Origin of the sequence: Methylocystis sp. H62 (assembly GCF_015709515.1) — a bacterium.
GTDB lineage: Bacteria > Pseudomonadota > Alphaproteobacteria > Rhizobiales > Beijerinckiaceae > Methylocystis.
On the sequence record NZ_JADNQZ010000059.1, the window covers coordinates 492,114 to 517,803 of the forward strand.

Here is a 25,690-nt window from a genome sequence, read left to right on the forward strand (position 1 = left end):
GGGTTTGATCGAATGATTTCGTCGCCGCACAGGCCTGTGGCATGATGGCTGGGAACCGGAAGTGGAAATGAAACCGCATATTCAGGATAAACTCGCAGCCCAGCGCACGGGCGCCGATATCGCCGTTATGGATTGCGCCGACGAGATTCTCGTGGAGGATCCCGCCAAGCTTGCGACCTCTCCACAACGTTTCATCAATCGGGAACTGTCCTGGCTGGAATTTAACCGCCGGGTGCTGGAGGAGGCCTCCAACCGCAGCCACCCATTGCTCGAGCAGCTGCGTTTCCTATCGATCTCGGCCAATAACCTCGACGAATTCTTCATGGTGCGCGTCGCCGGCCTTCGCGGGCAGGTGCGCTCCGGCGTGACGGCGCGCTCCGAGGACGGCCTGACGCCCGCCGAGCAGCTGACGAAGGTGACCGAACGCGTCACGCTGTTGACGAGCGAGCAATTGCGGCGCTGGCGCGAGCTTCGCGCCGAGATTGAAGACGTCGGCATTATTATCGTCGAGCCTGCGGACGTGTCCAAGGCCGACCGCGAGTGGCTCGAGGAATATTTCCTCAGCCGCGTGTTTCCGGTGCTGACGCCGCTGGCGGTCGATCCGGCGCATCCGTTTCCTTTCATCCCCAATCTCGGCTTCACATTGGCGCTCGAACTCGTGCGCCCCGGCGATCGCAAGACGCTGCAGGCGCTGGTCCGCTTGCCGCCAAAGATCGAGCGCTTCGTGCGCTTGCCGGCGACGGCGGGCGTCGCCGGCCGCGAGCGCTTCATGCTGCTCGAAACGCTGATCGCGATGAACGCGCAGCGGCTGTTTCCTGGCTATTTGCTGCGGGCGCAGGGGCTGTTCCGGGTCATCCGCGACAGTGATCTCGAAGTCGAGGAAGAAGCCGAAGATCTCGTGCTGCTTTTTGAGACCGCGTTGAAGCGGCGTCGGCGCGGTTCGGTGATCCGGCTCGAAGTGGCGGCGGATATGCCGGCGAGCTTGCGCGCGCTCGTCGCCGAGGAGCTCGACGTCAACGAGCCGGAGACTTTCGAGATCGACGGCATGCTGGCGCTCAACGATCTTTCCGAACTCGTCGCGCTCGACCGGCCGGAACTGAAATTCAAGCCCTATAACCCGCGCTTTCCGGAACGGGTGCGCGACAATGGCGGCGACTGTTTCCTCGCGATCAAGCAGAAGGATCTCGCGGTCCATCACCCTTACGAATCTTTCGACGTCGTCGTGCAGTTCCTGCAACAGGCGGCGCGCGATCCCAATGTCATCGCCATCAAGCAGACGCTCTATCGCACGTCGAACAACAGCCCGATCGTGCGCGCGCTTGTCGAAGCCGCCGAGGCGGGCAAATCGGTCACCGCGCTGGTCGAATTAAAGGCCCGCTTCGACGAGGAAGCGAATATTCGCTGGGCGCGCGATCTTGAACGCGCCGGCGCGCAAGTCGTCTTCGGCTTCATTGAGCTCAAGACGCACGCCAAATTGTCGCTCGTCGTGCGCCGGGAAGGCGGCGGCCTCGTCACCTACTGCCACGTCGGCACCGGCAATTATCATCCGGTGACGGCGCGCATCTATACGGACATTTCGGTGTTCACCGCCGATCCGGTGATCGGACGGGATATATCGCGTATCTTCAATTACATCACCGGCTATGCGGAGCCTGCCGGGCTTGAGCGCATGTCGGTGTCGCCGATTTCGCTCAAGAAGAAGCTTCTCGAACATATCGAGCAGGAAATCGCTTTTGTGAAAGCCGGCAAGCCTGGCGTCATCTGGGGCAAATGCAACGCGCTTGTCGATCCGGAAATCATCGACGCCCTTTATGCGGCGTCGCAGGCGGGAGTCTTGGTCGAACTCATCGTGCGCGGCATCTGCTGTTTGCGCCCCGGCGTCCCGGGACTTTCCGACAACATACGCGTGAAGTCGATCGTCGGCCGCTTTCTGGAACATGCGCGTGTCTACGCCTTCGGCGGCGGCCATGCGTTGCCGCATCCGCGCGCGCACGTCTACATTTCTTCCGCCGACCTGATGCAGCGCAATCTCGATCGCAGGGTTGAGGTGATGATGCCGATCGTCAATCCGACGGTGCATCAGCAGGTGCTCGATCAGATCATGCTCGCCAATCTGATCGACAATGAGCAGAGCTATCGCGTCCTGCCGGACGGCTCGTCGCTGCGCATCGTTCCGCCCGAAGGCGAGGAGCGATTCAACGCGCATAAATATTTCATGACCAATCCCTCGCTTTCGGGACGCGGCAAGTCGCTCAAGGACTGGCGGCCGCGCTCGCTCTTAAAGCGCGGCCAAAATGCTTGAGGCGGCGGCGCGCGGCGCGACGCAGCGCTCCGACTCCGCGCCAAAGCCTGTCGCGATCGTCGACATCGGCTCGAATTCGGTGCGTCTCGTCGCCTATCAGGCGCTCGCGCGCGCGCTGACCCCGATCTTCAACGAAAAGGCGATGTGCGGTCTCGGCAAGGGCGTCGTCACGACAGGTCGACTGCCCGACGAGGGCGTCGACAAGGCGATGAGGGCGCTGCGCCGCTATCGCGCGCTTTGCGAGACGATGGGCGTCGACGACATCGAGGTGATCGCCACCGCGGCGGTGCGCGGCGCCAAGAACGGCGATGTTTTTCTCGACGCGGCGCGCGACGCCATTCAGCGCGACATTTCGCTGCTGTCGGGCCGCCGTGAAGCGGAACTTTCCGCGCTTGGCGTCATTTCGGCGATTCATGAGCCGGACGGCGTCGTGGGCGACCTCGGCGGCGGGTCGCTCGAACTGATCGACGTCCACAAGGAAGCGCTCGGCAAAGGGATCACCCTGCCGCTCGGCGGCCTCGCGCTGATGGACGCTTCGCGGCGCTCGATGCGCGAGGCGACGCGCATCGCGCGCAAGGCGATCGCCGACGCGAAGCCGCTCGATCATCTCAAGGGCCGAACCTTTTACGCGGTCGGCGGCACCTGGCGATCGCTCGCCAAACTCCACATGCGTCAGCGCAACTATGCGCTCGGCGTCATGCATCATTACCGCATCCAGACGAGCGAAGCCGCCGATTTCGCCGAACTCGTCGAACATATCGACAGCGAGGCGCTTGAGGACATCGACTTCGTTTCCGCAGCGCGCCGGCCTCTGCTCGCCTATGGGGCGATCGTGCTTGACGAGATCATCCGCCGCGCCAAGCCTCGTGAGATCGTCATTTCCGCCGCGGGCGTGCGCGAAGGCTTGTTGTATGAGCGCCTGTCGCCGGCCGAGCGTCGCGTCGATCCCTTGCTCGCGGCGACGCGCGAATTGGAAGCGACTTTCGCGCGCGCGCCGGGCTATGGCGACGATCTCATCGACTGGACGGACGCCTATATGGAAAAGAGCGGCATAGACGAAACCGACGAGGAGCGCCGGCTGCGCCACGCCGCCTGCCTGCTCTCCGACATCGCGTGGCGCGCTCATCCGGAATATCGCGCGCAGCGCGCCATGAACATCGTGACGCAGGGGCCCTTCGTCGCCATTGATCATCCGGGCCGCGCCTTCCTGTCGCTTGCAATCGTCTTCCGTCACGAAGGGCTCGACGGCGTGGAAGGGCTTTCGGATTTGCGCACGCTGCTGACGACGCGACTGTTCGCGCGCGCGCGCATTCTCGGGGCGCTCATGCGGGTCGCCTATTTATTGTCAGCGTCGATGCCCGGCGTTTTGCCGCGCACACGCTTGCGTGTCTGCGATCGCGCGGCGACGCTCACTTTGCCTGCCGCTTACGCCGATCTTGCGAGCGAGCGCGTGCTCAATCGTCTGAAGGTGCTCGGCAAGCTCATGGGCGCCGACGCGCAGATCGAGGTCGCGCCCTGAACGCAAAGCGTTTCACTCTCCAACGAACTTATTTGAAAGGAATTCGAGATGGACAGGCAATTCGCAAAATGGCTTCTGGCCGCCGCCGGTGCGGTCGCATTGATGAGCGCGAGCGCCGAGGCCTGCACGCGCGTGCTCTATGGGACCAGCGACAAGGACTATCTTGTGGGCCGGACGATGGATTGGGACGTCGATCCGCGAACCAGCCTGTGGTCTTTCCCGCGCGGCATGGCGCGCGACGGCGGCGTTGGTCCGGGGTCGATCAAATGGACCTCGAAATATGGTTCGCTCATCGCCGACTTTTACAATGCGGCCACGGCTGAAGGCATGAACGACGCAGGGCTCGCGGTTAATCTTCTCTATCTGGCCGAGGCGGATTACGGAGACCCGAAGGCCTCCAAGAAGCCGCTTCTGTCCGTTGGCGGCTGGGCGCAATATGTTCTCGACAACTACGCGAACGTCGCTGATGCGGTGAAGGCGCTGCAAAAGGAGCCCTTCGCGATCGTCGCGCCCGATCTTCCCGGCGGCGTCAAAGCGGCGAGCCATATGGCGCTGGCCGATCAATCTGGCGACAGCGCCATACTCGAATATCTCGGCGGCAAGCTCGTCATTCATCACAACCCGAAATACACGGTGATGACCAACTCCCCACCCTTCGATCAGCAGCTTGCGCTCAACACCTATTGGGTTGAGATCGGGGGGTCGAAATTCCTTCCCGGCACGCATCGCGCGTCCGATCGCTTCGCCCGCGCCAGTTGGAATTTAGACGCGACGCCGAAAGTCGACGACAAGCGCGTGGCGATCGCCAGCGTCTTTTCGATCATTCGAAACGTCTCGGTGCCGCTTGGGATATCAACGCCGCAGGAGCCGAACATCGCCTCGACGCGATGGCGTTCGGTCACCGACATCAAGGATCGGCTCTATTATTTCGAGCCGACGCTGAACCCTTCGATCTTCTGGGTCGAGCTGACGAAACTGAAGCTCGAACCGGGCGCCAAGCCCGCGAAGCTCGACCTCACGGGCAGCCCGATTCTGGCGGGCGAAGTTTCGGACAAATTCGTTCCCGCCGAGCCGTTCAAATTCCTGTCGCACTGACGCGCAGGGCGTTTCTAGGCTTTTGGCGGCGCGTCCTAGGACGCGCCGCTATCTGACGCTATTCACCCGGAGCGCGCGCGACTCGATTGATCTTGTCCACGCGCATGGTCTGTGCGCTAGCGGCGCAATTGAAGCGCAACGACGTGCCGACAGCAGAGTCGAAAAACGCCGCTTTTCCGTCCGCGACGGTGACGACGAGACGCGTCGCCGGGGTCACGGGCGTCGGATCCTCCTCCAACGCGGAATCGATGACCATCATGGTCAGACGGCAGCCGTTCTCGCCGCCCACGAAATAGCTCACGACATGCTTGGGGCCAGCGTCAAAGCTCGCCGCCATAAGCGGCTTCATCGTCAGGGAAGCATCAGCGGCGGACAGGCCCGAGCTTGCTGCAAGGCACAGCGCTCCGCCGAACGCCGCCGCGACAATTCGATTTCCTGTAGTCATATTTTATCCTTCCGTTTCGGAGCAGGGCCGGCTTAACGCACAACCGTCGCAGCGAACTGCGCCCCGCTCGAAATGGAAGGTAGTTACTGCATTGCAGCACGGCAATATCGCAGTGCAATAACTTATCGTAATGTCGCATTAAATATTTGATATTCAATGGTATTTAATGGCGCACAAATATTCGTCAGTCGCTTGCCTGCGCGCAAAAATGGCGCAGCGGCATGCTGCGCTGCGGCGCAAGCGTGAGGCTTATTCGGCGTTCGCGGGTTCCTCCGCCGGCTGCCAGTCAAAGGTGACGACCCGGCCGTTTTCCACCGAGAGCGCCAGGCGACCGCGCTTCAACTCCAACGCCTTCTCGCCGAAGATCGCGCGGCGCCATCCCTTCAGCGCCTGAACGTCGGCGTGGTCGTCATGCGCGACGGATTCGAGGTCTTCGACCGTCGCGATCATCTTGGCGGCGACGCCCGTCTCCTCCGACACCTGACGCAGCAACACCTTGAGCAACTCGACCGTCGCGCCGTTTGAGTTGCGTCGGTCGCGCTCGATACGCGGCACTGTGGCGGGATCGCGCGCGAGGCCGCGCTCCACAGCGGCGATGATGTCGGTTCCCGCGCGGGAGCGCTCCATGCCCTTTGGAAACGACCGCAAATTGCCGAGAGCTTCGACAGAGCGCGGCGCGGCTTGAGCAATCTCGAGGAGCACGTCATCCTTCAGGACGCGCGAACGCGGCACGTCGCGCGATTGCGCTTCGAACTCGCGCCAGGCGGCCAGCTCCATCAGAACGGCGAGATCGCGCGGCTTGCGGGCGCGATGGCGCAGCCGTTCCCAGGCGTTTTCGGGATGCTGCTCATAGGTCGCGGGCGAGGTGAGCGTCTGCATCTCGTCCACAAGCCAGTCGAGTCGATTGGAGCGTTCGAGCCGCGCCCGCAAGGCGGTGTATATGTCGCGAAGATGGGTGACGTCGGCGATGGCGTATTCGATCTGGGCGTTTGACAGCGGTCGGCGCGACCAGTCGGTGAATCGCGACGATTTGTCGAGACTGGCGCGGGTGATCGCCTTCACCAGTTCGAGATAGGACGCTTGTTCGCCGAATCCGCAGACCATGGCCGCGACCTGCGTATCAAAGATCGGCGCAGGGATGAGTCGGGCGAGGCGCCAGATGATCTCGAGATCCTGGCGGGCGGCATGAAACACCTTGACGACGTCGGGATTGGCCATGAGGCCAAAAAACGGCGAAAGATCAAGGTCATCGGCAAGGGCGTCGATCGCCACAGCCTCTTCCGGCGACGCCAGCTGAATCACGCAGACCTGCGGCCAGAACGTGGTTTCGCGCAAAAATTCGGTGTCGACCGTGACGAAGGGATGCTGAGCGAAACGGTCGCAGACCGCCGTCAGTTCGGGATTGGTGGTAAGAAGACTCATGTGAATTGGTTCTAAACGTTTTTGGTCCCGTTCTGAAGTCCCAAGGAGCGACTTCGGACGTTTCAGCGGCGCTCGCCCGGCTTCGGCCCGACCAAAATACACGGTTTTGCCGAAAATTCGCAGACCATCGGACGCCCGGTCCGCACTGGACCGGGCGAAAAGCTGCAACGTGGCGCCCATGCGGCGCAGCGGGGGGAGGGGGGCGCGTAGATCGCTCAACTGTCGCAAAAAGACAGGCCCGGCCTCTGGAATTCCATGATTTCCAAGTTGCGGCCGATGCCTGATGGGGTAGCATGCCGCCGCCACTCTATCCGGGGAGCCACCCAATTCATGCATGAGCGTCTCACTCTCGCAGCGCGCGCGGCCGCGCGGGCGCGGTGTCCGGCGGCTATCATCGCCGCTTCACTTCTCGCCTTCAGCGCGCCCGCCATGGCTGCGCATAAGGGTGGCGTCAGCCCCGCGTGGGGCCAGTGCCGCGCGCCTGACCCCGACGCGCGCATCGCAGGCTGCACGCAAGTCATTCAGGAGATCGACAAGGAGACCCCGCACAACAAGGTGGCGGCCTATGTCAATCGCGCCGGCGCTTATCAGGCGAAGGGCGACTACGCGCACGCGCTCGAGGACTTCGGCAAAGCGCTGGAGTTCGAACCCAAATCATCGGTGATTCTGGCCGCGCGCGGCTCCGCGCATCATGCCAAGGGCGACCTCGACAGCGCGCTCGCCGATTATGATCAGGCCATCGCCGCCGACAAAAAGAACGCCGCCGCGCTTTTGGCGCGCGCCTATGTTTGGCGCGCGAAAGGCGATGTCGACAAGGCTCTCGCCGATCTCAGGGATGCGGCGAAAGCTGACCCAAAAGCGACGGCGCCGGACGTCGCGGCAGGCGCGCTCTATCATGGGAAAGGCGATCATGAGCGCGCCATCGCCGCATTTTCCGAGGCGGCGAAGCGCGATCCTAAACTGGCCGCGGCGCGCAATGGACGCGGCGCCTGCCACTACGCCAAGGGCGAATTCGATAAGGCGATCGCCGACTTCGACGCGGCGCTGAAAATCGACGCCAGCTACGTCGGCGCGCTTGTCAACCGCGCCAACGCCTGGCGGGCCAAGAAGGACTTCCCCCGCGCCAAGGCCGATTACGACGCCGCGCTGGCGGCGAAGCCTGATCTCGCCGCGGCGAAGAAGGGATCGGAGGACATGGCCAGGCTCATCGCCAAAAAGAGTTCGGGCGCGGCGATGCCGGCCGATTCCGCCCCTGCCGAAGCCGAACACGACCACAACTGAAGGCCTGGCGGCGAAAAGGCGCGTTACAGCGCCTTGGCCGCCGCCAGAACCTCCTCGGCGTGGCCGGGAACCTTCACCTTGCGCCAGATCTTGGCGATGCGGCCGTCGGGACCGATGAGCACTGTCGTGCGCTCGACGCCCATATATTTACGGCCATACATGCTTTTCTCGACCCAGACGCCATAGGCGCTGAGCGTGTCCTTTCCCTCATCTGACGCGAGAGGCAGCGACAATTCATATTTCGCGCGGAATTTGTCGTGGTTCTTGATCGGGTCCGGCGACATGCCGACGATCACCGCCTTCGCCTTCGCGAAACTATCGCGTAAAGCATTAAACTCTATAGCTTCTTTCGTGCAGCCCGACGTGTCGTCCTTAGGGTAGAAATAGAGCACGACTTTTTTGCCCTTCAGCGCGGCGAGCGAGATTTTTTCCCCGCCAGCCCCGGGGAGATCGAAGGCAGGCGCCAAATCTCCCTCCTTCAAGCCTTCCTTTTTAGCCCCCTCCTTGAGTGTCGTTTCGGCCTTGCTGGCGGTCGTGCTCATGGCGCCTTCCTTTCGTCGCATCTGCAGCTAAAATCAGTGCGTAGAATGCAGACTGCGCGCCAGCCGGCAAGACCGGCTTAACCGCCCGCGTCCGCGCTGCGATCGAGCCGAGAGCGAGGCCAATTGACCGACAGGACGGGGCGCAAGCCTAGCGGCGGCGATATCGTCGTCGACAGGGCGCGGCGCGCGATTCAGCGGGCCTGTCGCGCGGCGTGGCGATCGCCATTTTTTTGGGCGCCGCCCCGCGGACTTACCCGCCTGATCATGCTCAGCGGGCTTGCCGCAACGCTGCTGTGCGCGCTGACGTTCGGCGGCTTCTTCCTGCTGCTTTCGCAGGGCTCCATCACCTTTGCCTGGCTCGCGCCGCGCATCGTCGAATCGCTCGACGAGCTCGCAGGCGGCCGCTACGAATTTTCGCTGGGCGCCGCCGCGATCGGCAACGGCGATCATGGTCCGACGCTGTCCGTCGACAATTTCATTGTCAAGAAAGAGGGTCGTCCCATCGTGGCGGCGCCGCGCGCGGAACTGTCGCTCGACCTTCGCTCCCTGTTGATCGGCCGCATAAAGCTGCGCCGCCTCGAGGTTCTCGATCTGGATTTGCGCCTGTCCGTCGATCCGGATGGATCCGTTGCCATTTCCGCGGGCGCGCATCCGGTTCCGGCCAAGGCGCCTGCAACTGCGCCCGACGGGGCCGCGTCAGCTTCGAACGGCGCCGGGTCGGAGCGCGTGACTCTGCTGCGCGACGCGGCGGGGGCGCTGCGCGGGCTCATGGACTTCGCCACGAGCCCGAACAGTCCAATCGCCGCGCTCGATCGTCTCGCCGTGTCGCATGGCCGGCTCACGATCGACGACCGCACGATCGATCGCGCCATCCGCTATGAAGACGTGACGCTCAGCCTCGACAAGGGCGACAGCGGCATGCGCTTCTCCGCGGCGGCCAACGGCCCCTCGGGGCGTTGGACGGCCGTCGCCGTCGCAAAGGGCGCGCCGGGAGGACGGCGCGATTTCCACGCGCAGTTTCGCAATTTCTCGATCGACGAGATTTCGCTTGCCGGCGGTGTCCGCACAACCGCCTTCGACACCGACGCGCCGCTCTCCTTCGATTTGAGATTCGCGCTCGGTCCGGGCGACGAGGTTCTGGAAGCGTCGGGCCAAATGGAAATCGGCCGGGGCTATTTCCGCTTCGACGAGCCGGATCACGAGCCGGTGATGATCGAGAAGATCGCCGGCGTCGCGGTGTGGGACAGGGCCGCGCGCAAGGTCGCAATCGCACCGCTCGTGTTCAAGGCTGGCGGTTTCGACATGACCATCGTCGGCGAGGCGCGCCCACCTGACGGGGCGAAGACCATCGCCGATGCGACGAGCCTGGATGGGCCATGGACGATCGGGTTGCGGCTGAAAGCGCCAACCGTCGTCGCGCCTGAGCGCGCGGGAGAGAAAAATGTCCGCATTGATAGCGGACTGCTCAACGCGCGCCTGTTTCGCGACGAACGTCAGATGGTCTTCGACAAATTCGCCTTTACCGGTCCCGATGCGCGCGTCGACCTCAACGGCGTATTGAGTTGGCGCGACGACATCCGCGTCATCCTCAAGATGGGAATCGAGGATACGCAGATACGCGCGCTCGCGCGTCTATGGCCGACCCATGTCGCGCCGTCCGTGCGCACCTGGTTCGTCGATCATGTGCCGGTCGGCGTTTTGAAGCGCGCCCAATATGCAGCCGACTTCGACGGCGCGGCGTTGAACGCGATGCGCTACGAGCAGGCGCCGCCGGATCGCTCGCTGTTCGCCGAGGGCGACATCGTCGATGCGACAGTGTCCGACATCTTGCCGGGCATGGCGCCGCTCACCGGCATTAACGGGCGACTGCGGATCACCGGACAGACGGCGTCTTTCGCCGCGACGTCAGGCGCCATGGACACCGGGCCGGGTCGACGCCTCGCACTCTCGTCCGGCCGCTTCCTCGTCGCCGACAGCGCGCTGCGCCCCACGCCCGCGATGGTCGAGGTTGCTGTGGGCGGCGATGTCGAGGCCGTCTCCGACCTGCTTTCGTTGCCGGCGATCGCCGACCACGCGTCTGTCCCCGTTGAAGCAGGCGCGCTGAAAGGAACCCTCGAAGGTCGGCTGCGCGTCGATTTCGAGACAGGGGCGACGGCGCGCGACGCGGCCACGACGTTCGCCATCGACGCGACGACGTCGAACCTCGTGATCGAGAAGCTGATCGGCAGGGAGAAGCTCGAGAGCGGCGCGTTGCATATCGTCGCTGATCCAGCCGGACTGCGCGTGAGCGGAACCGGCAAAATCTTTGGCGCGCCAGCGACCCTGGACGTGCGCCGCGGCTTTGGCGACAAAGGCCCCGCGCAGGCGCAGGTCGCATTCACTTTTGACGATGCCGCGCGCCAGCGCGCTGGCTACGCCATCGCCGGCGTCAGCGGCCCAATTCTGGCGACGATACGCACGCCCCTCCCGGTGGAGAACGTCGACACGCAGATCGATCTCGATCTTACCCGGACGAATTTCGATAACCCGCTGCCGGGTCTGGTAAAGCCAGCGGGAAAGTCGGCAAAGTCTTCGTTCACGCTGACGCGCCACGGCGAGGCGATGTCGCTCGAACAGTTCGTGTTCGACGCCGGACCGACGCAGGCGCAAGGCGTCATCGAATTTGGACGCGAAGGGGCGTTCCGCGCCGCCCGTCTTTCGCAGGCGCGGCTCTCGCCCGGAGACGACATGCGCGTCGACGTGCAGCGTAGCGGCGAACTGTTGAAGATCGTCGCGCGCGGCGCGAATTTCGACGCCCGTCCAATTATGCAGGGATTGCTGCACGCCGACCGCGGCAAGGCCAGCGTCGACGACCTCGATCTCGACTTCAAGTCGCCCATCGTCACCGGCTACGGCAAACAAATTCTCACAAACGTCGAACTGAAATTGGAGCGTCGCGGCGGCAAGCCCCGCGCGGTGGCGCTTAAGGGCTTTTTCGGCCGCGAGCAGCTCACGGTCGGCATGGCGCGCGCGCCGGACAACACCCTGTCGCAAATTGAAATTGCGACAAACGACGGCGGCTCGCTGCTCTCCTTCTTTGACATCTATCGGAAGATGGACAGCGGCGCGCTGACCGCGACCGTGCAGATTAATCAAAACCGCGCCGAGGGCGCTTTGCGCATTCGCGACTTCTTCGTGCGCGGCGAACCGACCGTGCGCCAGCTGATGGCGCAAAGCGGAACGGCGCGCGCGGACGATCGCGGCAATTACCGCTTCGACCCCGACCTCGTTCGCGTCGGCAGATTGGAGAGCGACTTCAGCTGGTCGGGCGGACAGCTTACCGTGCGCGAGGGCGTGCTGTCGGGTCCCGAGATCGGCCTCACCTTCGACGGCTACATCGACTTCCCGCGCGAGCGGCTGGACCTCGTCGGCTCCTACGTTCCCGCCTATGCATTGAACAATCTGTTGTCGAACATTCCGGTGGTCGGCGTCGTGCTCGCCGGCGGTCAGCATGAAGGCATATTTGCGCTGAGCTATCGTCTCTATGGCGCGCTCCCCTCGCCTTCGATCAGCGTCAATCCGCTCTCCGCGATCGCTCCCGGGTTGATGCGCAAGATCATGGGCGTCATCGACGGCACCGCGCGCATGCCGCAGCAGCGGTAGGACTCGCGTGCGACGTTAGGCGCGCTCCAGCAGCACGTGCTTCTTCTTGCCGAGCGAGAGTTTGACGACGCCGTCGCCTTCAAACGCGTTTTCGCCGATGACGCCGCGTTCGTCCGTCACCGGCGCATCGTTGACGCGCAGCCCGCCGCCCTTGATCTGGCGTCGCGCCTCGCCGGTCGAGGCGACGAGACCGGCTTTGACGAAGGCCGTCAGCACGCCGAGGCCGGCGGCGATTTCCTCAGCCGAAACGGCGATCTTGGGGAGCGACAAAGCGAGCGCGCCTTCTTCGAACGTCGTGCGCGCGGTCGCCGCCGCCTCATCCGCCGCCGCGCGGCCGTGAATGAGCGCCGTCGCTTCCGTCGCGAGCGTCTTCTTGGCTTCGTTGATGTCGGCGCCTTGCAGCGCGGCGAGGCGTGCGATCTCTTCCATCGGCAGGAAGGTGAAGAGTTTTAGAAAGCGGGCGACGTCGGCGTCTTCCGTATTGCGCCAATACTGCCAATAGTCATAGGGCGACAGCATATCGGCGTTGAGCCAGATCGCGCCGGCGGCGGTCTTGCCCATCTTTGCGCCCGACGACGTCGTCAGCAGCGGCGACGTGAGGGCGTAAAGCTGCGGGCAGCCCATGCGGCGTCCGAGATCGAGACCGGTGACGATATTGCCCCACTGATCCGAGCCGCCCATCTGCAGCAGCGCGCCGTAACGCCTGTTGATCTCAACGAAATCGTACGCCTGCAGGCACATGTAGTTGAACTCGATGAAGGAGAGTTCGTGCTCGCGCTCCAGACGCAGCTTCACCGAATCCATCGTCAGCATGCGGTTGACGGAGAAGTGGCGGCCGACGTCGCGCAGGAAGTCGATGTAGTTTAAGCCCGCCAGCCAATCGGCGTTGTCGAGCATCAGCGCGTCGCTGGCGCCGTCGCCAAAGGTAAGGAAGCGTTCGAAGACGGTCCTGATCGACGCCTTGTTCGCGTCGATCTGCTCGACGGTCAGAAGCTTGCGGCTCTCGTCCTTGCCGGAGGGATCGCCGACCCGCGTCGTGCCGCCGCCCATTAGCGGCAACGGCTTGCCGCCGCTGCGCTGCAGCCAGGCCAGCATCATGATCGGCAGCAGCGAACCGACATGCAGCGAGGCCGCCGTGCAATCGAAGCCGATATAGGCGGAAAGCGTCCCCGATCGCGCCTTCTCGTCCAGGCCCTCGAAATCGGAGCATTGATGAACGAAGCCGCGCTCGATCAGCGCGCGCAGGAAATCGGACGTGGGAGAAAAATCGGTGGTCATGGCGGGGTGATAGGCGCAACGCGGCGCCTGCGCAAGCGAGCCAGGCTCGAGAATTCCGGTTAAGATTTGAAGCTCCTTACGATATGTAAGGAGCTCTAACGAGAAAGAGCTGGGCCCCGAAACTCTCATGAGAGGCGCATCTGCTCCCTCTCCCGCAAAGCGGGGGAGGGCTGGGGAGGGGGTTCCGCCGTTTCTTGCTTGTCGGCGAGTGCTTCTTGCCCCCTTCCGGCGCTTCGCGCCACCTTCCCCCGCTAAAGCGGGAGAAGGGAGAGCGGCGCCGCCGCGCCTACCGACAGGAATTAAAGAATTCATAGAGACCGTCCCCGTGGCGGGCCGCTTTCTTGCCCCGCTGCGGGGCTTTTGGTAGAAGCCACAGGCTTTCGCGCTCGCGCCGGCGCGCCGACGAACGCAGGACAATCATGCTTTTCTACGAGCCGCTGTTCCTGTTTCTGTTCGGTCCGGCGGTCTACCTCCTGTATCTCTTTTTTGGAGAAGTCCGTGCGCGGCGGGCCGTCATCCTCTTTGCGGCAAGCGTCGTCTTTTACGCTTGGAGCGAGCCGGTCTTCATCCTCCTTGTCTTCGCGTCGGTCGGGCTTGATCTTTACGTGGGGCAGAAGATCGCCGCGTTGTCAGAGCAAAAACCACGCAAACGCTGGCTGGCGCTCGGCGTCGTCGCCAATCTCGCGATCCTCGTCTACTACAAATATACGGGTTTTCTCGCGCTCAATGTCGACGCGCTGCTCAAGGCGCTGACGCTGCCGGGGATCAACATTCCGCAGATCGCGCTGCCGATCGGCGTCAGCTTCATTGTCTTTGAAAAGATCACCTATCTCGTCGATGTCTATCGCGGCGTCACGGCGCCGGCGCGTAGTTCGCTGCTTTACGGGCTTTACGTCTTTTTCTTTCCCAAGCTCCTCGCCGGCCCGATCATCAAATATCACGACATCGCGCGCCAGTTCGAGGCGATGCCGCACGCCGACGTCGACGACTTTATCGTGGGTTTTTCCCGCTTCATGCTCGGCGTCGTGAAGAAGCTGCTCTTCGCCGACACATTGGCGAGCGGCGCGGATCTGATCTTCGCGCATGACGTTAGCGCCCTTGGCTTCGCGGAGGCCTGGGCGGGCGTGCTGTTCTTCACCTTCCAGATCTATTTCGATTTCTCGGGCTATTCCGACATGGCGATTGGGCTCGCGCGCATGTTCGGCTTCCGGCTTCTGGAAAATTTCAACATGCCTTATGTCGCGACGAGCATCACCGATTTCTGGCGGCGCTGGCATATTTCTCTCACCAGCTGGATTCGCGAATATTTATATTTCCCGCTCGGCGGCAATCGGCGCGGCGAAGCGCGCACCTACCTCAATCTGTGGATCTGCTTCTTCGCTTCGGGGATTTGGCACGGCGCGGCTTGGACCTATATCGCTTGGGGCGCCTATAACGGCGTGTTCCTCGTGCTCGACCGGCTCTTTCTGGTCAATCGCCTGCAGCGGTTGCCGGACTGGCTCGCCAACGTCATCGCGATGATCATCGTGATCGTCGGCTGGACATTCTTTCGCGCAACCTCTCTGTCGCAAGCTGGCGCGCTGCTGGCGTTGATGGCGACGCCCTGGGCGCACGCCAGCGCGCCGATCGCCATTCCGGAAGAATATGTTGTCGTGGCTCTGGTCGCAGGAGCGATTTGCGTCGCGCAGCGGCTGTCGCTTTACGTCAAGGACTTCAATTGGGGAAGCGCGGCGCAGCGCTACGCATTGGCGTCAAACAGCGCGCTTTCCATGCTCTTCCTTGCGGCTTTGGCGAAGGGACTTGCCGATCCCTTCAAGCCGTTCATCTACTTCCGGTTTTGAATCGGATGAGCGATCTCGCCGAAAAGAATAAGCCCGTCGGGCGACTTGAAGGAGAAAGCGGCGCGGCGTTGCGCGCGCCCGCGCGCGCTGAGAGCGTTGGCGCACGAGGCGCCTTCTTGAAGTCGCTGACGCTCGCGCGCCTGCCGATTTTCGGTTGCGCGGGCTTCATCGCATTTTTGTTCCTCGCCAATCTGTGGAATTTCGCCGTCGAAGGCGATTGGCCGAAGCTGCGCATCCGCAGCGCCTGGCCGCTTTACGGCGTCGCGAAGCCAAAGCCCGCGTCCTGGACGTTCGACGCCTTTCTTTCAGGAGAAACGCAAAAGGCGGTCTCCATCAATCTTGGCCGAATGTCGCCGGTGTTTCCGATCTCGGTGCGCGCGAAAAATCAGCTCGTCTTTTCGCTTTTCGGCGGCTCGGCCGCGCCCGGAGTCGTGATCGGCCGCAATGGCCAACTCTATGAGCAGTTCTACATCGACGAATTTTGCGCACGCGACGGCGCCTTCGATTCCGCGCGGCTCGGCGCGTGGTCTTCGACGCTGCGCGACATTCAGGAGAGGGCGCAAGGTCGCGGCAAGAGCTTCGTCTATCTCATCTCGCCCTCGAAGGCGGCGCGCTACCCGGAAGATCTGCCAAAGTCCGCGGCTTGCGCCCTGCGCGCGAGGGCGATGCCCGAAAAGCTTGCGCCTTACCGCGCGGCGCTCGATGAAGCTCACATGCGCTATGTGGACGGCCCGGCGCTCATTGCGGCGGAAAAGCCCAAACAACCGATACCGCTCTTTCCGCGCGGCGGCACGCATTGGAACAGCATCGGCGGCGCGCTCGCCATGCGTGAAGCGACACGCGCGCTTCCCGCTTCTCCTGTCGGCGTTCTGGACTTTACGTCAGCGCCGGCGCCGGAAGCCCTGGGCACAGACCGCGACCTGCTGGATCTGCTCAATCTCTTATCGCCGGACGCGCATTACCCGACGGCGGCGATCGGCCGGGCAGGGGAGAGGGGCGATTGCGCGCGCCCCCCGCGTCTGCTGGCGCTCGGCGGGAGCTTCCTGCATGAAGTTCTGGCGGCGGCGATGCTCGCGCCCTGTCCGCCGCAAATCGATTATTGGTTCTACATGCGGACCGAGGATAACGCTGTCGAACTCGGCCATTACCGGCGCGCGCCGGGCGACGCCTCGAACGGCGAGCGGCTGGCGGCCACGACAGAGGAGCTCGATGAGAACCTCGCGGGCGCGGATGTCATCCTGCTCGAAGAAAATGAATCGAGCATCGCCACGACGAAGCAGGTAGGGCATCTCGCCGAGGCGCTGCGCCGTTTGCCTTAGTGAAGATGCGGAATTAAGTGAATCGATTAGGCGCGAGCCCCCTCTCCCCGTTCACGGGGAGAGGGAAAGTTCACCCAGGGAAATCGCTAATTCGAGAAAACTATGCCGCAGGAACACAATCAATGAAACTCACTGTCGAAACGCTTGTCCATGCGCCGATCGCCAGAGTCTGGTCTGCCTACACCACACCGGCCGACATCATGAAGTGGAACTTCGCGGTCGACACTTGGCATTGCCCGCGCGCAACAGTCGATCTGCGCGAGGGCGGCGCCTTCTCCTCCCGCATGGAGGCCAAAGACGGCAGCTTTGGTTTCGACTTTGCCGGAACTTACACCAAGATCGTTCGGCACGAGCTGATCGAATATTCCTTCGGAGACCGTAGCGGCGCCGTGGAATTTTTGGAAAGTGCGAATGGCGTAACAGTGCGCAGCACCTTCGATGCAGAAACCGAACACTCAATCGAACAGCAGCGCGATGGGTGGCAAACAATTTTGAACAACTTCAAAAAACACGTCGAGGCCACGGCTTAACGATAGCGGCGATCTTGCATAGCATTCGCATAACGCGCCATCCTGGAACCTTGCCTTCTATGGCGTGATGCGAACATCCTGGCTGCGAGCCAGATGTTTACGCGTTCGACCCAAAGGCGAGATTCAAATTGAGACATCACCCATCTACGGCGTGATCAAAAACGCGTCGCCGCTCACGCCGCCTGCGATGGATCATCCCAATAGCCCTCCGAGCGGGCGATCCTCGCGTATTCGGCATGCACCACGGCCGGGGTGTAGAGCCGCTCCAGTCGGCGCACCACGAAATGGCCGCGCGCGAGGCTCTGGAAGTGCTCGGTGAACGCGACATTGATCGCCGCGCCGCTGATCGCGCCGATGATCGGGACAGCCTGCGCCGCGGTTTTTTGCGACACGACCATGCCGAAGCGCGCCGCAACCGCGCCGATCAGACGCGCCAAAGCGGGCGCCGCGTCGCTGGAGATCTGATGGACAGTCATAAAACGTGCGGCGTCGGACACGGATTTCGCGAGAAGCGCGCGGAGCGCGAGATAGCCGCCTTCCAGAATATTGTCCCCAGCGGAAGGGCCGCCCAGCGCAAAAACTTCGAGGCAGGCGAGGGCGGCGCCTGGGTGGCGCAGGTCCTCTCCCTCCGCCTGGGCAATTTCCGCGATCGAGCGCAGGATGATCGTCGTCGACACCGGCAATTCGATCGGCAGGCTCGCGAGGCCCACGGCGCCGCCGACGCCTCCCGACAGGGCCGCGAGACGACGGTGAATGCGTATGGTGTCCTTCGCCGGCTGCGCGTCGAGGCTCGCCAAGGCTATCTTCATCGCCGCGGCGAGCGCCTTTTGCGTCGCCGAGGCGACCGTCGCCTGCAGGCGCGGCGGCAGCGTCATCGCGCCAAAACTCAGCTGCCGGCTCGCCAATCCGGCAAGCCGCGTTGCAAAACTCTGTCTTTCCAGCGCCGCGACGGCGGCGCGCAGCGCCTCGACGTCGGACTGGGAAAGGCCCTGGTCCACGAGAACGGGAAGCGGATAGGAGTTCGCCACGGAATCCTCGGTTCTTTAGATCACCTTTAGAAATCGGACTCTTCCACGTCCTTTGCAAGCGCGGCAAAGGTGTGGCGAAGCAGCAGGCGCGCACGCCCGTGCGTCCGCGCACATGATCCGCCCTCCAGACGCTATATCTGCGTGGCTGGAGCGGCGCTGTTGCATTTCGCCGGTCGTAATGTACTGCAAGACGTGCTTCTACGGCTCCGCTTCAGACGGGGCGCGCAGATCAGAATAGGAGAACTAAATGCGGAAATTTGGATTGGGTCGCGCGCTGAGCGGCGTTTTCGCTCTGGCCTTGCTGGCGCCGGCGAGCGCTTTCGCGGGCGACCGCATCGGCTCCTTGCAGTGCCGGCTGCTTGGCAACGGCATCAGCGTCTTGGTCGAAAATCAGCAGATCGACTGCATGTATCGCGATGACGCTGAAGGCGCTGTTCCTGCTCATTACGTCGGCGCGCTCACCAAGGTCGGCGCCAATGTGACGATCAACGGTGCTGGCGAGCTTGCCTGGGGCGTCGTCTCCGCCACGAGCCATATCGGACCGGGCGCGCTCGCGGGCGCCTATTATGGCCCGGGCTTCTCAGCCAAAGTTCTGGTCGGCGGCGGCGGCGCGGCGCTCGTCGGCGGCTCCAACGACACTTTCTCGCTGCAGCCATTCAACATCCAGGCCGGCTCCGGCGTCGGTTGGACGGCTGGCGTCGAGCGCCTGACGCTCGCCTATGTGCCGCCGCCGCCCCCGCCCGTGCTGCGCCGCCATCACGTCCACCATCATCACCATTATCACCACCATCACGGCTAAGCCTTCGGCGTAGACCCCGGCGTTTACGCAGGCGCGGAGAAGCTCAGCAGCCGGTCGGTAGGGAAATCATAAAGCCTCGCGCTTTCGCGCCATTCCGGCGCCAGCGGCGCGAGGCATTTTTTTGCGAATTCTTCTGGCGTTTTGAGCGTCATCGGATCTTCCCCCGGCATCGCCTGAGCGCGCATGCGCGTGCGCAGCGGACCCGGATTGGCCAGCATGACGGTGACGCCGTCGCCAGCGGCCTCAGATGCATAAGTGCGGGCCATTGCTTCGAGCGCCGCCTTTGAGACCGCATAAGCGCCCCAGAACGGCTTCATCGTCTCGCGATGCGCCGCCCCGGATGTGATGAAGAGGACGCGCCCGGCGCCTGACGCGCGCAGGAGCGGATCAAGTGAACGGATGAGCCGCCAGTTTGCGGTGACGTTGACCGCCATGACGCGATTCCAGTCCTTCGGATCGACGTGGGCGAGCGGCGACAGAGGTCCAAGAATTCCTGCATTGCCGACGAAGACGTCGAGCTTGCCCCAGCGTTCGAACAGCGCCGCGCCGAGACGGTCGAGCGCGTCAAAGTCGGCAAGATCGCAGGGAACGAGCGTCGCTTGCCCGCCCTGCGCGCGGATTTCATCGTCGAGTTCTTCGAGCGCGCCCTGCGTGCGCGCCAGAGCCACGACATGCGCGCCGTCGCGGGCGAGTTCGAGCGCAAGGGCGCGTCCAATGCCGCGCGAGGCGCCGGTGACAAGTGCGATGCGGTCGGAAGGGAGAAGCGTCATGACAATCTATTCGAACAAGGACGGCCTGAGGCCCTGACGCACATGGATCAGCGCTCGGATGAAGACATGGTCTCCTTCGTCGCAATAGAAAATCAAATGCGACTGGAAACGAAACTGTCGAAGGCGCGGGAGATCGGCGTGCGCGCGACGAGAAAGTCGGAATTCAGCCACGCCGTTGGTCGGCGCGGCGACGAGCTTCTGCTAGAATTTCGTCCATCCTTGTCTCTGACGCAGCGGCGCCATCAGCATCTGCGAGAACTGCGCTGAGCCTCCGCAGTTGTTGGTCTCGCGGCAGCGCTTGCCATTCTTCGATCCCCGCTTCAGAAGGCGTGGCGGACGGAACGACCGTGGAGACTTTTACTTCACTTGACATCGACGTCTCATGTATCAGCTCGCTTCCGCCAGCAGCGACAGTTGCGCGCGATTTTCGCCGACAAGGTCGGTCAGCGACGTCGGATAGTCGCCGGTGAAGCAGTGATCGGTGAACTGCGGCCGGATGGGATCGCGGCGCTCATAGCCCATGGCGCGATAGATGCCGTTGACGGACAGAAAGCCCAGCGAGTCGCAGCCGATATATTCGCGCATCTCATCGAGCGTATGCGTCGCGGCGAGCAGATTTTCCTTCTGCGGCGTATCGATGCCGTAGTAGTCGGGATTGGTGATCGGCGGCGACGAAATCAGGAAATGCACTTCCGTCGCGCCGGCGTCGCGCATCATCTGCACGATCTTCACAGACGTCGTGCCGCGCACGACGGAATCGTCGATGAGGATCACGCGTTTCCCGGCGACGACGCAGCGGTTGGCGCTGTGTTTCATGCGCACGCCGAAATCGCGGGCGATTTGCGTCGGCTCGATGAAGGTGCGCCCGACATAGTGATTGCGGATAATGCCGAGTTCGAACGGCACGCCCGACTGCTGCGAATAGCCGAGCGCCGCCGGCACCCCGGAGTCCGGCACGGGCACGACGACGTCCGCCTCGATCGGGCGCTCGCGCGCCAGCTCGGCGCCCATCGCCTTGCGCACCTCATAGACCGGACGGCCATGGACGATGGAATCGGGACGGGCGAAATAGATATATTCGAAGATGCAGGGGCGCATCGGCTGCGGCGGAAACGGCCGCAAGCTCTGAATTCCGTCCTCGGAGATAATGACGATCTCGCCATTCATCACGTCGCGCACGAAGCGCGCGCCGATGATGTCGAGCGCGCAAGTCTCCGACGCGAGAATATATTTTCCGTTGAATTCGCCGATGACGAGCGGCCGGATGCCGAGCGGATCGCGCGCGCCGATCAGCTTCTTGTTGGTGAGCGCGACAAGCGAATAGGCGCCTTCGATCGAGCGAAGCGCTTCGATGAAACGGTCGATGAGCAGCGGCCGTCGGCTGCGCGCCACGAGATGAAGGATGACCTCGGTGTCCGAAGTCGACTGGAAAATCGCGCCTTCGCGAATCAGTTCGCGGCGCAGCGTCTGGGCATTGGTGAGGTTGCCGTTGTGGGCGACCGCGAAGCCGCCCGTGTTCAACTCCGCGAACAGCGGCTGCACGTTGCGCAGCATGGTTTCGCCGGTGGTGGCGTAGCGCACATGCCCGATCGCGGCGGCGCCGGGCAGGCGCTTGATCGTGTTTTCCTGAGAGAAGTGATCGCCGACCAGTCCCAGTCGGCGCTCGCCATGAAAGCGGCCGCCGTCAAAGCTGACGATGCCGGCCGCCTCTTGGCCGCGATGCTGCAGGGCGTGCAAGCCCAAGGCGGCGATCGCTGCGGCGTCCGGCAGATCGAAGACGCCGAAAACGCCGCAGTATTCGCGAAGCCTGTCGCCGTCGAGATCGTCTGTCGCGTTAATCTCGCGCGATGAGGATCGCTGAAGATCCTCGGCGGCCTCGGTCATGCTTCGTCCCCCGTGACGCGCCGCCGCTCAGCATTCCCAAACGACCGGGCGTCGTATTCCCGTCATATGTGCCAGCGGCGGGGCCCATCCGCAAGACCATCATTCAGGCTTATCGCCCGCCGCTGGCGCCGCCTCGGCCGGCGCCTCGGTGCTTGCGTCGGTCGGCGCAGGCTGAATCTTGTCCGGCTCGACGTCGGCCGGCGGCTCCTCATTCGTCGGCGCGCCCTTCTTCGCCTTGATCTTGGCGACGAGGCTGTCGATGTCGTCGGGCAGCATTTCGCGCAGCTTCTCGCCGCCAGCCGTCAGGAAGGGCTTGGCGCGTGCGTCCTTGACCCATTCCGGCTGATTGGTTTCGGGCACGAGCCAGCTGTAAAAGACGAAGGCGACCACGGCGAGCAGGGCGCCGCGAACGGCGCCAAACAGGAAGCCGAGCGTGCGATCGAGGGCGCCGACCTTCGAATCGAGGATGACGTCCGAGAGCTTCACGGTGACGAGAGAAACAGCGATCAAAGCGACGAAAAACACCGAGGCCACGGAAGCCGCGAGAGCGATCTCGTCCTTGCTGACGTATGGTTTGATGTAGGGCAGGGCGAGCGGATAAAAGAAATACGCCGCAGCCGCGGCCGCAACCCAGGATAGGATTGCAAGGACTTCACGGGTGAAGCCGCGCAAAAGAGCGAGCATCCCCGAAATCAGAACGACGGTAATCACAGCCAAATCAAGATATGATGGCATCGCTAGCCCCTTGCTTGTTCGCCCGAGCTCTGAACGCTTCTGAATGGGCTGTTGGCCGCCTTCCGGGCGGCATCCGCACGACCCTCTCCAGAACCTGTGTCAACTTTGCGCCGCCGCGGGTAGGCAAGCGTCGGTCCGGCAGGCGTCTCGCTTTCGCACTGGCAGCCTTCTAACGCATCTTGAGGCCAGCCGGAAACACTAATGCGCGACCTCGTCAGCCGCGCGCGATCGTTCTTTCGCGCGTCGATATGCGGGCGATGGCGGCGACGAGGCCGCCGACGTCCGCGCAGGGACGGATCGTGACGCCGGAGCCGCGCCCGTCATCGGAAATCTGTTGGGATTGCGGGACGACAGCGTGATGGAAACCGAGTTTCCCCGATTCGCGCAGTCGCATGCCGGCGTGAATGACGGGCCGCACGGCGCCGGAGAGCCCGATTTCGCCGAAAAAGCACATGTCGGGCGGCAGGACGGCGCCGGTAAGCGACGAGACGAGCGCGGCGGCCGCGGCGAGATCGGCGGCCGGCTCATGGGCCCGAAATCCCCCCGCGACGTTGAGATAGACGTCGTGCATGCCAAGCTTCAGCCCGCCATGCGCTTCGAGCACGGCCAGGATCATGGACAGCCGATTCTGGTCGAACCCGACCACGGCGCGCCGCGGCGTGCCCAGCGATGTCGGCGCGACGAGCGCCTGGATTTCGATCAGCAGCGGACGCTGCCCCTCCATGCCGGCGACGACCGCCGCGCCCGGCGCGCCAGAGTCGCGGCCGGCGAGAAAAAGCGCCGACGGATTGGCGACTTCGGCGAGTCCGAGGCTGGTCATCTCGAAGACGCCGATTTCGCCTGTCGCGCCAAAGCGATTCTTGGAGGCGCGCAGCATGCGGAAATGATGCGCGCCGTCGCCCTCGAAGGACAGGACGGCGTCGACCATGTGTTCGACGACGCGCGGACCTGCGACCTGCCCGTCCTTGGTGACATGGCCGACGAGAACGATCGTCGAGCCTGTCGTCTTGGCGTGGCGCAGGAGCGTCTGGGCGCTTGCGCGCACCTGCGTCACCGTTCCAGGCGCCGACTCCGCCATGTTGGTGTGCATCGTCTGGATCGAATCGATGACGATCAACGCCGGGCGGGCGCCTGTCGCGCAGGTGGCGAGAATGTCCTCGACCTGGGTTGCGGCGGCGAGCTCCACCGGCGCATCGGCGAGATTGAGCCTGGTCGCGCGCAGGCGCACCTGGGCGACGGCCTCTTCGCCCGAAATATAGACGACGCGCGCGCCGCGGCGCGCCAGAGTCGCGCAGGCCTGGATGAGCAGAGTGGATTTGCCGATTCCCGGCTCGCCGCCGAGCAGCAGCACCGAGCCCGGCACGAAGCCGCCGCCGGTGACGCGGTCGAATTCGTCGATTCCCGTCGCAATTCTAGGCGCGGGCCGGCCTTCGCCAGCCAGCCCCTCGAGTTCGAAGACGCGGCCGCGCGCGGCGCGGCGGGACACGGCGGGCGCGCCGGCCTCCGACTCTTCAACGAGGCTGTTCCACTCGCCGCAGGAGTCGCATCGACCTTGCCACCGCGACGCGACGGCGCCGCAGTTCTGACAGACGTAGACCGCGCGGCTTTTGGCCATGCATGCTTGGCGCATGACGCGCCGACGCTTGTCAAGCGGGTTAAGCGCGCCCGCCGGAGCAAGCGTCACTCCTCGCCGTTGATTCTCGCACGCATGATGTTGGACGGCTTGAAGGAGACGACCAGCCGCGCCGAAATCTTGGCGCCTGCGCCAGTCTTCGGATTGCGTCCCAGCCGCTCCTTCTTAGAGCGCACAACAAAGGCGCCAAAGGACGAGAGCTTGACGTCTTCGCGCGCGATGATGCGCTCGAAGATCTCTTCCAGCACCATTTCGACGTATTTCGCGGATTCCGCCCGCGGCACTCCGACTTTCCGATGAATTGCGTCTGCAAGGTCCGAACGGGTCACGGTGCCCCGGCTCGCTATGCGCTCTTCTGTCGCTTCGCCGTTGGGCTTAGCGGTCGCGTCCCCCTTGGCCATTTTCTGCCCTACAATTCATTAAAAACGACGGTCGTGGGCTGTCCGGAGCGCGCCGGGGGACGACGGGGCGCGATCAGGGGCGGCGCGATAGCGCTCCGAAACCCGCCCACAGCGGGTATTCGCCACCGGCTATTGTCGGAATTTTTCAGAATTGAATGGGGAAATCAAGCGCAGGTTGTAACCGCGCGTGTAATATTTCTTTCCATATTTGCTTACATTAAAATAGTTGTTGTATTACGCCAGCTTACCAGCGTATCAGCGCCGATCCCCAGGTAAAGCCGCCCCCAACAGCTTCAAGCATGACGAGATCACCCTGTTTGATTCGTCCGTCCGCCGCGGCGACGGCCAAAGCCAGGGGCACCGACGCGGCGGAGGTGTTGCCGTGTAAATGCACGGTGGCGATGATCTTTTCCGGCGCAATCCCGAGCTTTTGCGCCGACATGTCGATGATTCGGCGATTCGCCTGATGCGGCACGAACCAGTCGAGATCCTCCGGGGTCAGTCCCGTTGCGGCGAAAGCATCCTTGACGACGTCAGTGACTTGGCCAACCGCGAAGCGGAACACCTCTTTCCCCTCCATACGCAGATGACCGACGGTTTGAGTCGCGGAAGGGCCGCCGTCGACATGGAGTTTCGCGCGATGTCGTCCGTCAGAGCGCAGGTGAGTCGTCAGCACGCCGCGCTCCTCTGACCCGCCCAGCGAGGGTCGCGCCTCGAGCACCATCGCGCCGGCGCCGTCGCCGAACAGCACGCAGGTCGTTCGGTCGGTCCAATCGATGATTCGAGAGAATGTCTCGGCGCCGATGACAAGCGCCCGCTTGTGCGAGCCCGAGCGTAGAAATTTCTCCGCCGTGGCGACGGCGAAAACGAATCCCGAGCAGACGGCCTGAAGATCAAACGCGACGCCGTGGGTAATGCCGAGGGCCGCTTGAATCTGCGTCGCTGTTGACGGGAAGGTCCAGTCGGGGGTCGATGTCGCCACGACGATCAGGTCGATGTCGTCGGCGGTAATTCCAGCGTTGGCGAGCGCATCGCGCGCGGCCTTTTCCCCGAGCATCGACGTCGTCTCGCCTTCCGCGGCGATATGGCGCTCCTTGATTCCGGTTCGCTGCACAATCCACTCGTCGCTCGTGTCGACGAGCTTGGACAGTTCGGCATTGCTCAGCGTCTTCGCCGGCAAATAGGCGCCCACGCCAAGTACGACGGAACGTAGTTGAGACATGC

21 protein-coding genes are annotated in these 25,690 nt (G+C 63.4%); 10 read left to right on the forward strand and 11 right to left on the reverse strand.

The genetic code is table 11. The features are described from left to right. The first annotated feature begins 67 nt into the window (after positions 1–67). The 3 genes from IYY11_RS21760 to IYY11_RS21770 are packed head-to-tail and all read left to right on the forward strand — an operon-like array spanning position 68 to position 4,916. Positions 68–2,302, forward strand: a complete 2,235-nt coding sequence (locus IYY11_RS21760) for an RNA degradosome polyphosphate kinase (protein WP_196405793.1) — start codon at positions 68–70, stop codon at positions 2,300–2,302. Beyond that, positions 2,295–3,821: an exopolyphosphatase gene (ppx, locus tag IYY11_RS21765; protein ID WP_196405794.1), complete on the forward strand. Its 1,527-nt coding sequence runs from the start codon at positions 2,295–2,297 to the stop codon at positions 3,819–3,821. The genes IYY11_RS21760 and ppx overlap by 8 nt, the downstream gene beginning before the upstream one ends. A gap of 48 nt (positions 3,822–3,869) precedes the next feature. Continuing rightward, positions 3,870–4,916 (forward strand): linear amide C-N hydrolase, encoded by a 1,047-nt coding sequence (locus tag IYY11_RS21770; RefSeq protein ID WP_196405795.1) that lies wholly within the window; start codon positions 3,870–3,872, stop codon positions 4,914–4,916. Positions 4,917–4,974: 58 nt separating this feature from the next. On the opposite strand, the gene IYY11_RS21775 is transcribed toward IYY11_RS21770, so the two are convergent. After that, positions 4,975–5,361, reverse strand: coding sequence for a hypothetical protein (locus IYY11_RS21775; protein WP_196405796.1), 387 nt, complete (start codon positions 5,359–5,361; stop codon positions 4,975–4,977). A 249-nt stretch (positions 5,362–5,610) separates the two neighbouring features. Continuing rightward, on the reverse strand, positions 5,611–6,783 hold the full coding sequence (rnd, locus tag IYY11_RS21780; RefSeq protein ID WP_196405797.1) for a ribonuclease D: 1,173 nt from the start codon (positions 6,781–6,783) through the stop codon (positions 5,611–5,613). Between the two features lie 330 nt (positions 6,784–7,113). On the opposite strand from rnd, the gene IYY11_RS21785 reads away from it, so the two are divergent. Then, complete coding sequence (locus IYY11_RS21785) at positions 7,114–8,064, forward strand: lipopolysaccharide assembly protein LapB (RefSeq protein WP_196405798.1); 951 nt, start codon at positions 7,114–7,116, stop codon at positions 8,062–8,064. Positions 8,065–8,087: 23 nt separating this feature from the next. Here IYY11_RS21785 and IYY11_RS21790 read toward each other — a convergent pair whose 3' ends face one another. Next, entirely contained in the window at positions 8,088–8,606 is a 519-nt protein-coding gene (locus IYY11_RS21790; RefSeq protein WP_196405799.1) for a peroxiredoxin, read from the reverse strand. A gap of 123 nt (positions 8,607–8,729) precedes the next feature. On the opposite strand from IYY11_RS21790, the gene IYY11_RS21795 reads away from it, so the two are divergent. Then, positions 8,730–12,248, forward strand: a complete 3,519-nt coding sequence (locus IYY11_RS21795) for an AsmA-like C-terminal region-containing protein (RefSeq protein ID WP_196405800.1) — start codon at positions 8,730–8,732, stop codon at positions 12,246–12,248. Between the two features lie 15 nt (positions 12,249–12,263). On the opposite strand, the gene tyrS is transcribed toward IYY11_RS21795, so the two are convergent. After that, on the reverse strand, positions 12,264–13,526 hold the full coding sequence (gene tyrS, locus IYY11_RS21800) for a tyrosine--tRNA ligase (RefSeq protein ID WP_196405801.1): 1,263 nt from the start codon (positions 13,524–13,526) through the stop codon (positions 12,264–12,266). 419 nt (positions 13,527–13,945) lie between these two features. Here tyrS and IYY11_RS21805 point away from each other — a divergent pair, with 419 nt between their 5' ends. The 3 genes from IYY11_RS21805 (at position 13,946) to IYY11_RS21815 (ending at position 17,216) form a co-directional block, all read left to right on the forward strand. Continuing rightward, on the forward strand, positions 13,946–15,367 hold the full coding sequence (locus IYY11_RS21805) for an MBOAT family protein (RefSeq protein WP_196405802.1): 1,422 nt from the start codon (positions 13,946–13,948) through the stop codon (positions 15,365–15,367). A 5-nt stretch (positions 15,368–15,372) separates the two neighbouring features. Beyond that, entirely contained in the window at positions 15,373–16,686 is a 1,314-nt protein-coding gene (locus IYY11_RS21810) for an alginate O-acetyltransferase AlgX-related protein (protein WP_196405803.1), read from the forward strand. A 122-nt stretch (positions 16,687–16,808) separates the two neighbouring features. Next, a complete protein-coding gene (locus IYY11_RS21815; RefSeq protein WP_196405804.1) occupies positions 16,809–17,216 on the forward strand; it encodes an SRPBCC family protein in 408 nt (135 codons plus the stop codon). 173 nt (positions 17,217–17,389) lie between these two features. Here the strand turns inward: IYY11_RS21815 and IYY11_RS21820 are convergent, their stop codons facing one another. Continuing rightward, a complete protein-coding gene (locus IYY11_RS21820; RefSeq protein WP_196405805.1) occupies positions 17,390–18,244 on the reverse strand; it encodes an EcsC family protein in 855 nt (284 codons plus the stop codon). A gap of 247 nt (positions 18,245–18,491) precedes the next feature. Between IYY11_RS21820 and IYY11_RS21825 the strand changes: the two genes are divergently transcribed. Then, positions 18,492–19,043: a DUF992 domain-containing protein gene (locus IYY11_RS21825; RefSeq protein ID WP_196405806.1), complete on the forward strand. Its 552-nt coding sequence runs from the start codon at positions 18,492–18,494 to the stop codon at positions 19,041–19,043. Between the two features lie 23 nt (positions 19,044–19,066). Here the strand turns inward: IYY11_RS21825 and IYY11_RS21830 are convergent, their stop codons facing one another. Further along, positions 19,067–19,813, reverse strand: coding sequence for an SDR family NAD(P)-dependent oxidoreductase (locus IYY11_RS21830; protein ID WP_196405807.1), 747 nt, complete (start codon positions 19,811–19,813; stop codon positions 19,067–19,069). Positions 19,814–19,855: 42 nt separating this feature from the next. On the opposite strand from IYY11_RS21830, the gene IYY11_RS21835 reads away from it, so the two are divergent. Next, a complete protein-coding gene (locus tag IYY11_RS21835) occupies positions 19,856–20,080 on the forward strand; it encodes a hypothetical protein (RefSeq protein WP_210331475.1) in 225 nt (74 codons plus the stop codon). 120 nt (positions 20,081–20,200) lie between these two features. Here IYY11_RS21835 and purF read toward each other — a convergent pair whose 3' ends face one another. The 5 genes from purF to IYY11_RS21860 form a co-directional block, all read right to left on the reverse strand. Then, positions 20,201–21,697 (reverse strand): amidophosphoribosyltransferase, encoded by a 1,497-nt coding sequence (gene purF / locus IYY11_RS21840; RefSeq protein WP_196405809.1) that lies wholly within the window; start codon positions 21,695–21,697, stop codon positions 20,201–20,203. A gap of 99 nt (positions 21,698–21,796) precedes the next feature. Further along, the gene (locus tag IYY11_RS21845; protein ID WP_196405810.1) at positions 21,797–22,432 is read right to left on the reverse strand and encodes a CvpA family protein; all 636 of its coding nucleotides are present in this window, start codon (positions 22,430–22,432) and stop codon (positions 21,797–21,799) included. Positions 22,433–22,646: 214 nt separating this feature from the next. Further along, a complete protein-coding gene (gene radA / locus IYY11_RS21850; RefSeq protein ID WP_196405811.1) occupies positions 22,647–24,047 on the reverse strand; it encodes a DNA repair protein RadA in 1,401 nt (466 codons plus the stop codon). A 65-nt stretch (positions 24,048–24,112) separates the two neighbouring features. After that, positions 24,113–24,466 (reverse strand): integration host factor subunit alpha, encoded by a 354-nt coding sequence (locus IYY11_RS21855; RefSeq protein ID WP_196405812.1) that lies wholly within the window; start codon positions 24,464–24,466, stop codon positions 24,113–24,115. Between the two features lie 244 nt (positions 24,467–24,710). Further along, positions 24,711–25,688, reverse strand: coding sequence for a beta-ketoacyl-ACP synthase III (locus IYY11_RS21860; RefSeq protein WP_196405813.1), 978 nt, complete (start codon positions 25,686–25,688; stop codon positions 24,711–24,713). Between the last annotated feature and the right edge of the window lie 2 nt (positions 25,689–25,690).